Source organism: Streptomyces sp. NPDC002785 (assembly GCF_040295565.1).
In the GTDB taxonomy this organism is placed as follows: Bacteria; Actinomycetota; Actinomycetes; order Streptomycetales; family Streptomycetaceae; genus Streptomyces.
On the sequence record NZ_JBEOVN010000261.1, the window covers coordinates 1 to 8,383 of the forward strand.

General features: G+C 68.8%; 8 protein-coding genes and 1 pseudogene. 4 read left to right on the forward strand and 5 right to left on the reverse strand.

Going from position 1 to position 8,383, the window contains the following annotated elements; all coding sequences use genetic code 11:
* Positions 1 to 219: 219 nt before the first annotated feature.
* Together ABTZ94_RS34235 and ABTZ94_RS34240 are read right to left on the reverse strand one after the other, a co-directional pair.
* Positions 220 to 1,467, reverse strand: a pseudogene (locus ABTZ94_RS34235) (RNA polymerase sigma factor).
* Positions 1,468 to 1,481: 14 nt separating this feature from the next.
* The gene (locus tag ABTZ94_RS34240; protein ID WP_351206818.1) at positions 1,482 to 1,844 is read right to left on the reverse strand and encodes a YciI family protein; all 363 of its coding nucleotides are present in this window, start codon (positions 1,842 to 1,844) and stop codon (positions 1,482 to 1,484) included.
* Between the two features lie 396 nt (positions 1,845 to 2,240).
* Here ABTZ94_RS34240 and ABTZ94_RS34245 point away from each other — a divergent pair, with 396 nt between their 5' ends.
* Positions 2,241 to 2,855 carry a hypothetical protein gene (locus tag ABTZ94_RS34245; RefSeq protein ID WP_351206820.1) on the forward strand — a complete coding sequence of 205 codons (615 nt, stop codon included), beginning with the start codon at positions 2,241 to 2,243 and terminating at the stop codon, positions 2,853 to 2,855.
* Positions 2,856 to 3,148: 293 nt separating this feature from the next.
* On the opposite strand, the gene ABTZ94_RS34250 is transcribed toward ABTZ94_RS34245, so the two are convergent.
* On the reverse strand, positions 3,149 to 3,643 hold the full coding sequence (locus ABTZ94_RS34250) for a pyridoxamine 5'-phosphate oxidase family protein (protein WP_351206822.1): 495 nt from the start codon (positions 3,641 to 3,643) through the stop codon (positions 3,149 to 3,151).
* A gap of 241 nt (positions 3,644 to 3,884) precedes the next feature.
* Here ABTZ94_RS34250 and ABTZ94_RS34255 point away from each other — a divergent pair, with 241 nt between their 5' ends.
* Positions 3,885 to 4,364 (forward strand): hypothetical protein, encoded by a 480-nt coding sequence (locus ABTZ94_RS34255; RefSeq protein ID WP_502967358.1) that lies wholly within the window; start codon positions 3,885 to 3,887, stop codon positions 4,362 to 4,364.
* Positions 4,361 to 5,065, forward strand: coding sequence for a vitamin K epoxide reductase family protein (locus ABTZ94_RS34260; RefSeq protein WP_502967359.1), 705 nt, complete (start codon positions 4,361 to 4,363; stop codon positions 5,063 to 5,065). The genes ABTZ94_RS34255 and ABTZ94_RS34260 overlap by 4 nt, the downstream gene beginning before the upstream one ends.
* Here ABTZ94_RS34260 and ABTZ94_RS34265 read toward each other — a convergent pair.
* Positions 5,016 to 6,347, reverse strand: a complete 1,332-nt coding sequence (locus ABTZ94_RS34265) for a globin domain-containing protein (protein WP_351206824.1) — start codon at positions 6,345 to 6,347, stop codon at positions 5,016 to 5,018. The genes ABTZ94_RS34260 and ABTZ94_RS34265 overlap by 50 nt on opposite strands.
* A 243-nt stretch (positions 6,348 to 6,590) precedes the next feature.
* Here ABTZ94_RS34265 and ABTZ94_RS34270 point away from each other — a divergent pair, with 243 nt between their 5' ends.
* A complete protein-coding gene (locus ABTZ94_RS34270; protein ID WP_351206826.1) occupies positions 6,591 to 7,337 on the forward strand; it encodes a response regulator transcription factor in 747 nt (248 codons plus the stop codon).
* A 14-nt stretch (positions 7,338 to 7,351) separates the two neighbouring features.
* Here ABTZ94_RS34270 and ABTZ94_RS34275 read toward each other — a convergent pair.
* Positions 7,352 to 8,383 (reverse strand): GAF domain-containing sensor histidine kinase (locus tag ABTZ94_RS34275; RefSeq protein ID WP_351206828.1); only part of this gene is annotated, 1,032 nt, incomplete at its 5' end.

Below are 8,383 nucleotides of genomic sequence, written 5' to 3' on the forward strand. Positions count from 1 at the left end.
GCTTCGCGAGCCCGGACCGGTACAGGCAGCGCTATCGCTGCCTGTACCGGTCCTTCGGCTTACCAACCACTGTTGAGCCTTTGTGGGTGGCCGGTGCGAGCCTGCGGTCGGGGGCGCGGGAATGTCCCGAATATGCACAGGCAAGTACAGCCAAACCAAACGTGCACGGGATCGGTGCGTGGCTTGTGTCTCAGCGTGCGGCGATTGTGGGTCTGGCAATCAGCCCAGTGCGGAGGCGAGTCGTGCTGCTCGGTCGGTGAGGTGGCGTCGTTCCGGCGCGCTGGTGGTGCGTCAGGCGGCATCGCGGTAGGTGCTGGCCGCAGCGTCGTGCTCCCCAAGCAGCTCCAGGAGGTGGGCGCGGGTGGCGAGCAGGCGGTGGTGGCGTGCCATGCGCTTGTCCGACTCCAGTGTGGCGAGCAGGTTCAGCCCGGTGGTCGGGCCGTACACCATGGCGGCGGCGACCGCCCGGTTAAGGGTGACCATCGGGTTCGGCGCGAGATGTTCCAGCAGTTCGTACAAGGCAAGGATCTGCGGCCAGTCCGTGGCGTCGACGTGCTCGGCCTCGTCGTGGACGGCGGCGATGGCCGCCTGCAGCTGGTACGAGCCGACCTGCCCCTTCGGCAGGTAGCGGCTGATCAGGTCGGTCCCGTCGCCGATGAGCCGAAGGTCCCACCGGCTGCGGTCCTGCTCGGCCAGGGGCACCAGGTCGCCGTCGGGACCGGTGCGTGCAGGGCGACGTGCGTCGGTGAGCAGCATGAGTGCCAGCAGCCCGGCCACTTCGCCGTCATCGGGCAGCAGGCGGTGAAGCAGGCGGGTGAGCCGGATCGCCTCGGTCGTCAGGGCCGAAGCGGTCAGGTCGGGGCCGCCGGTGGTGGTGTACCCCTCGTTGAAGATCAGGTACAACACGTGCAGCACCTCGCCCAGTCGCGCGGTGCGGTCAGCTGGCGCCGGCATGCGCAGTGGGGTGCCGGAGGTCTTGATGGTCTGCTTGGCCCGGCTGATGCGCTGGGCCATGGTCCCCTCGGGGACGAGGAAGGCCGCAGCGATCTGCGCGGTGGTCAAGCCGCCGACCGCACGCAGCGTCAGCGCGATCCGGCTCGGCGCGGACAGTGCCGGGTGGCAGCACAGGAAGAACAGCGCCAGGGAGTCGTCCCGGTCCGCCTCTGATTCCTCGTCGGCAGCGCGGCTGAGCAGCTCCGCCTGTGGGGTGGCCAGGGCGATGCGCTCCTCGCGGCGCCGGCGCGCCTGCTCGCTGCGTATCCGGTCCACCAGCTTGCGGGAGGCGACGGTGACCAGCCAGCCCCTCGGGTTGTCTGGCGTTCCCTCGGCCGGCCATTGGAGGGCGGCGGCGAGCAGGGCGTCCTGCACGGCGTCCTCGCACGCGTCAAAGGCGCCGTAGCGGCGAACCAGCACGCCGAGGACCTGCGGCGCCAGCTCGCGCAGCAGGTCCTCCACGCCCTGATCCATCGTCGGATCCACGCTCACAGCTCAGCTGCGGACTCGTGCAGGATGGGCCACAGCTCGACCGGTTCGGTGTCGGCGAAGGGTATGTCCGCCGCGATCTGCTGCGCGCGCTCCTCGCTCTCACAGTCGAGCAGGTAGAAGCTGGCGATGTACTCCTTGGTCTCCAGGTACGGGCCGTCGGTGACCGCAGGGGTCCCGTCCTTGCGGCGTACGAGCCGGGCGTTGGCCGCGTCCGCCAAGCCGTAGGCGCCCAGAAGCTCCCCGGTCTCCCGGTACTTCTTGTTGAACGCCTCCTGCCTGGCGATCGCCTCCGGCCACACCTCGGCCGGGAAGGAGTCCCACTTGGCCTGGTTGCCGTAGATCATCGCGACGTACTTCATCTCGGGTGTCCCTTCCGTTCCGCGCCCCGCTGGCGCGTTGTCACCCCTCAGTCGGAACAGGAAACAGGTCCTCGACATCCGACGACACTCTGTTCAGCTTTTCTTCCGAACCGCCGCTGACAGGTTCAATCGCTGCGAGCGACCCAAACGATCAACCTACCCGGCATCCCCTTCGATGGAACAGCGGTCTGTGCACGTTCACGCGTACCTAGCCGTGCAGATAGAGGACCTGTAGATCGCCAGGTTCTACCCGAACGGCATACATGCGGCTGTCATCCCGATCGGCGCCTCGACGTCAGTCGTTCGATATGCCTGATATGACAGGCATTGGGAGCGTAAGTACGTTCAGTCACGGGTCGTCTGCTCAGTCGGCCTCTCTGAGACAGGAGAAGTGACATGGTTCCACGTTCCACCGTCGTGACCGCCGCCATCGCGGCCGTCATGGCCCTGACCGCCACCGGCAGCACCTTCACCTCGGCGGCCACCACCGAGCCGGTCCAGGCAGACCCGGATGTCCGGCAGGCCGCCGCCCCGGCTTCGGCCCCCAACAGCGGGGGCGGCGCACGAAAGCGCAACCAGGGCAGAGGCGACGAGAGCAGGGGCAGCAACGAAAGCAGAGGTAGTGAGGGCAGGGGCAACGGCGAGGGCAGGGGCAACGACGAGAGCAGAGGTGACGGCGAGGGCAGGGGCAACGACGAGAGCGGAGGTAACGGCAGGGGCAGGGGCTACGGCGAAAGGAGAGGTGACGACGAGGGCAGGATCCACTTCAACGAGCGGACGTACTCCGCCTACCCTGGCGGCTGCGTCACCGCGGCCAGCGGCCTCGGCTCCACGAGCTTCAACATCTTCAACGACAGCCGGAGGACCGTCGAGGTCTTCCGCGGAGCTACCTGCGACAACGGTGGCCCCGTCGCCATCGTCGGACCCTACGGCGCCACCGCAGGCGTGTTCGTCAATAACGGAGTGGGAGGGAGCTTCCGAGTGATCGAATACGACTTCGAAGACGAGTGACGGAGTCGTCCGCGTGACGTGACGTAGAACCCCGGCCCGCCGGAATCGGGCCGTGGTGTCCTCGGCGGCGTCCTTGTCCGGGCACCGCAACCGGGACACCCCAGTTCCAGATGCCCATGCCTGCCCCTGACCCACGCCCGATCAACCTGCACACCTGTCACGCCGAACTGAAAGCGAACAGCGAGGCACCGCCTGCCCGGCCGGAAAAGACGCACCGTACGTGGTTATCGACCCCGGCCGGACCCGGCAACTGGGATGTCCGTGATCCGCCGCACCCGCACGGAGACGTTGCATCAGGCCGTCAGCCGGATCCCGGTGACCAGATGCGGACGGATGCGGACCGCACAGTCCATCACCCGGTCCGACCAGGGCCTGATCAGCCGTTGGTAGCGCATCAGAGCATCCGGATCGGTCACGGGGCGACAGTAACCCGTCGCGACGACACTCCAGCCCAGATGGGTCAGCGGATCGATGTCATCCGCCTGGTAGGCGACCACGACTCCCCGGTCACCATGGTGCCGGGCCTGGGCGAACAGGTCCGAGTCCTGATGGGTCCGGATGACGATCTGACCGCGGTCCAGCAGATGGTTCACCGGCCGGATTGCGGGCAGCGCGCGCTGGGTGAAGACGATCCGCCCGAGCGACGTTCCGCCGAGCAGGCTCAGCGCCTGAGCGCCCGTCAACTCAGCTGTGTGGCGTGGTCCGGCGGCCGCCGGGGGCGGCGCCGACGGCGTGGGCCCGGCCGCGGGCACGGACGACTGGGGCGACTGATGACCTGTGTGGCTCATGGGGCGGCCTTGCCTCCTGATCTGCTCGCCTGTTGCACGAGTACATCGCGTGCTGCCATCCCCACGCCAGGGCCGAACGGCCCAGGGCCGAACGGCCCTAGCGGCGTCGGACCACCGGTGGGTTCACTGCGGTGGACCGCATGCTGCGGGCCGGCCCAACGGCGGCTCCGGGGGCCGGACCGTGGCTTGTGGAGCGTTCGGTCGGAGCGGGCGGTGTGGATGTGTACAGGAGGAGAACGCGTTGATCGCGGTCGTCGGACACAGAGACCTCAACAACAGAACTCTGGCGCTGGTGGAAGCTGAACTGAGAGCGAGGCTGGACTGCCTGGCAGAGGGTGTGGCCACTCTCGTACGGGTCGGGGCGGGGCTGCCGCTGATGTTCGGGCGCGTCGCCCGGGAGGCCGGACGGAAGCTGACGGTGCTGCTGCCGGCCCAGGGTGCGGTGCCCGCAGTGTTGCCCGAGCGGGACCGGCGGGCCGCAGGGGAACTGCTGGTCCTGGCCGAGAACGTACGGTTGCTGGCTTTTGATCCGGCCGACCGCAACGCTTGTGTCAGCGCCGATGAACGTTTGGTGGAGACGTGCCGGACCGTGCTCGCCGTGTGGGACGGTTCGCCGTCGGACGGCCGGGACGCCACCGCACATCTGGTTGCCTTCGCCCGGGCGCGGGGAATCCGGGTGGAGGTCGTCTGGCCGGACGGCTCCGTGCGGGGGCGGGCATGAGCGCGTCGGCGCGTGAGTCGGAGTTGGTAGCGCGAGCCCTCGAGGCCGATGGCCGGGAGGTCCGCTCCTCGCAGGACAGAGCGAGCGACGGTGCTTCGGCATCGAGCGACGAACGGGAGCGGACCGGGGCGCGCCAGGGATTCGCGTGGCTGCTGATGATCACCGCAGCCCTCGGGCTGCTGGGCTCCTTCGTGATCACCACCGACAAGTTCGAACTGCTCGCCGACCCCGACTTCGTACCCACCTGTTCGCTGAGCCCCGTGCTGTCCTGCACGGATGTGATGCGCAGCGAACAGGCGTCGGTGTTCGGCTTCCTCAATCCGCTCCTCGGACTGATCGCCTTCGGGGTGGTGATGGGGACCGGTGCGGGCCTGCTCGCGGGTGCGCGCTACCGGCGGTGGTACTGGCTGGGGCTGAACCTGGGCACCCTGTTCGGCGTCGGGTTCTGCATGTGGCTGATGACGCAGGCGTTGTACGACATCGGCGCGCTCTGCCTGTGGTGCGTACTCGTGTGGGTGGCCACCATCTTCATGTTCTGGCACACCACCGTGCACAATCTGCGCCATGGCGTCCTGCCCGCCCCACGCGCTCTCGTCGCGGCGGTGCTGGAGTTCCCCCTTGTGGTGCCGATTACTTGGTGCCTGGTCATCGTCATGCTGATAGCAACCCGGTTCTGGTCGTACTGGCAGACGTTTCTGTGACCCGTACGATGCCGGTGGTGTCGTGATGGGTGTGCACGGCCGGGACTCCGGCGGCGGCCAGCCGGGCGGCGACGGCCGGCGCGGAGTCGCTCGTGAGGGCCTCGGGTGCCAGGGCCAGATAGACGTGCTGCCGGGCGGCGGCCCCGGGACGCTGCGCCAGTATTCCGTCCAGGGCACGCAGACCGGGCGCGGAGAGGCCGGCCGGATCGGCCGGCCCGGCCTGACCGGCTGTGAGGACGGTCAGCCAGGGGCGTCCGCGCCGGAACGCCTCCAGATACGCCGCGTCGTACATGCCCTCACCCACCCTTGCATCCAGCAGCAGCCGCACCCGGTGCGCACGGGAGCGTTCGGCGTCGATCTGCTGGAGCAGCGCCTTCATCGCGGCCCATCCGGTACCGGAGGCGATCAACAGAACGTCGGCGGAGGGGGTGTGATCGGGCAGGACGAGCGCGCCGCGCGGCGCGCTGAGGCGGACGGTGCCGCCTTCTCGCGTGCCGTGCACCAGCGCATCACTCACCCCGTCGGCGCCCCGGGCCCGTACATGGAACTCCAACTCGCCGTCCGGATGCGGCGCGCGGGCCAGGTAGTAAGGACGCCACGCCTGCTCCAGCAGCGGCGACTCCAAGGACGCGTACTGCCCGGCACTGAAGGAGTAGGGCTGATGGGGGCGCACCCTCAGCACCGCGAGATCCGGAGTACGGAACTCGTGCGAGGTCACCGTCGCCTCCCAGCTCGACGGTTCGGCGATCGCCTCGTCCGCGCCCCTGACCATCGCCGAAACGGCCAGCCGCAGCATCCGCAGCCAGGCGTCCTCCAGCGCACCTGTCCACCGGACGCCCGCACGCATGCGCAGCGCCTCGACCAGTGCCGCCTCGAATACCTCGAAGTGCGCCGGGCGCACACCGAGCTTGCGATGGTCGCGACCCAACTGTGTGAAGGTGTCGATCATCTCGTCCGTACGGTGCAGATTGCCGATCAGATAGCGGAAGATCCCGACGAGATGGGCCTGCTGGAACGCCATCGACTCGGGGAACAACGACCGCAGATACGGATGCCGCCTGAACATGACCCGGTACAGCTCGGCGATCAGCTCCTCCAGCGGGCTCACCAGCGGCAGGAACTCGCTGATCAGCTGCTGGTCGGCCGTTCCGTCGTACGCCGGCGGTGCCTCGGCGCGCCACGGTTCGGCATCAACTCCGTCCGGGGACAGGATGCGTCGTCGCAGCCGCATCGCGTCATGCCGCGCGAGCAGTGCGTGGTAATCCTCGCTCGGGGTGTTCATGGACCGGTGACTCCTTGGGACAGTACGGTGGGGGGCCGGACGAGAGACACCCGTGGTGCCCGGATGATCTCGGCGGCGTCAGTATGGCACCGCGTCCAGTCCGCCGACCGGCCCCTGTCACAGGGTCTTTAGGCCCTGTTCACAGCCCGTTCGGCATGCTGTGAAACCCCGGCGAAAGGATTTGCGGGCGGGACGCACATACTGGTTGTCGCCCACCCCTTCCCCGAACCGATCGAGCATGGTGTGAATGACCTCGCGAAGTCCCCGCTGAGCCCGGCCCCGTCGCAGTCCGCCGATCCCGTACGCGTCTTCATCCTCGACGACCACGAGGTCGTCCGGCGCGGCGTACGCGATCTGCTGGAGGCCCAGGACGGCATCGAGGTGGTCGGCGAGGCGTCCAACGCCCGGGAGGCGCTGGCCCGCGTACCGGCCAGCAGGCCACAGGTTGCCGTACTGGACGTACGGCTCGGCGACGACCCCCGCGGTGACCACGCCGGCATCGAGGTGTGCCGGGAACTGCGTGCCCTGATGCCCGAGCTGGCATGTCTGATGCTGACGTCGTTCGATGACGACGAGGCACTGTTCGACGCCATCATGGCGGGCGCGGCCGGCTACGTACTGAAGCAGATCAACGGAGCCGATCTGATCGCCGCCGTACGCACGGTCGCGTCCGGTACCTCGATGCTCGATCCGCGGACGACCGCTCGCGTGATGGCACGTCTGCGGGGCCCCCAGCAGACCCCCGCCGAGGAGTCGGAGGCATCGGAACTGGACCAGCTCACGACCAGGGAGCGCCAGATCCTGGACCTCATCGGCGAGGGTCTCACCAACCGCGAAATCGCGGAACGCCTCTTCCTGGCCGAGAAGACCGTCAAGAACCGCATCTCCTCGATCCTCGCCAAACTGGGCGTCGGCCGCCGGATTCAGGCCGCGATGCTCGTCGGCCGGATCAAGGACCGTCGGGGGCAAGCTCCGGTCCGGCGAGGCTGACAGGTGCTCAGGCATCAGTCGTGGAGCGGGACGCGCCACGTGATCCGGGTGCCGCCGTCCGCCGGCCTTTCGATGGCGAGTGTGCCGCCGCACAGCTCCGCCCGCGTACGCATATTGTCCAGCCCGCCGACGCGCCTGGCCGGCTGATCGCCGTAGTCGATCGCTGTCCCCGTTCCGTCATCGATCGCTGTCCGGGTTCCGGGAGTTGTCGGGTCACCGTTCGGGATGCCGATGCCGTTGTCCGTGACGGTCAGAGTCACCGCGTCGTCGGCCGACAACACGATGCCGATACGACTCGCACGGGCATGGCGGGACGCGTTGGACACTGCCTCGGCGGCGACCGCCACCACGTGTTCGGCGAGTTCGTCCGGGACGGTGGTGTCCACCGGCCCGTCGATCCGCACAGTGGGCCGGAAGCCGAGGACATGTGCCGCTGCACGAGCGGTCTCCGCTATCCGGTGCCGCAGCCCGCTGCGGCCCGAACCGTCCGCAGTGCGCAGATCGAAGATGGTGGACCGGATGATCCGGATCGTGGTGTCCAGATCGTCCACCGCCCGGCTGACCCGCTCGGCCGCTTCCGGGCGGTCGGAGATGGCCCGGGTGGTGCTCTGGAGAGTCATCCCGGTCGCGAACAGCCGCTGAATCGCCAGATCGTGCAGATCGCGGGCGATCCGGTCCCGGTCGTGCAACACGGCGAGTTCCTCGGACTCGGCCCGTCTGCGGGCCAGTTCCAGCGCGATGGCCGCCTGGTCGGCGAATCCGGAGACGAGTTCGACCTCGGTGTCGTCGAACGGCGGGCGGCCCACCGGCCGCCCCAGGCGCAGTGCGCCCAGTGCCCCGGTGTCGATCTGCAACGGCACCGCCACCACCGCGCCCAGACCGTCCTCGGTACCGTCGCCGAACGGATGGGCCCGGGGATCCGTACGGACGTCGGCGCAGTGCACAGGCGTTCCGGTACGGGCGGCGAGCCCGGCCAGGGATCCCGACGCCGGAACGGACAGCCCCCGCACACGGTCGGAGTCCCGGCCGTGTGCGACGGTAACCAG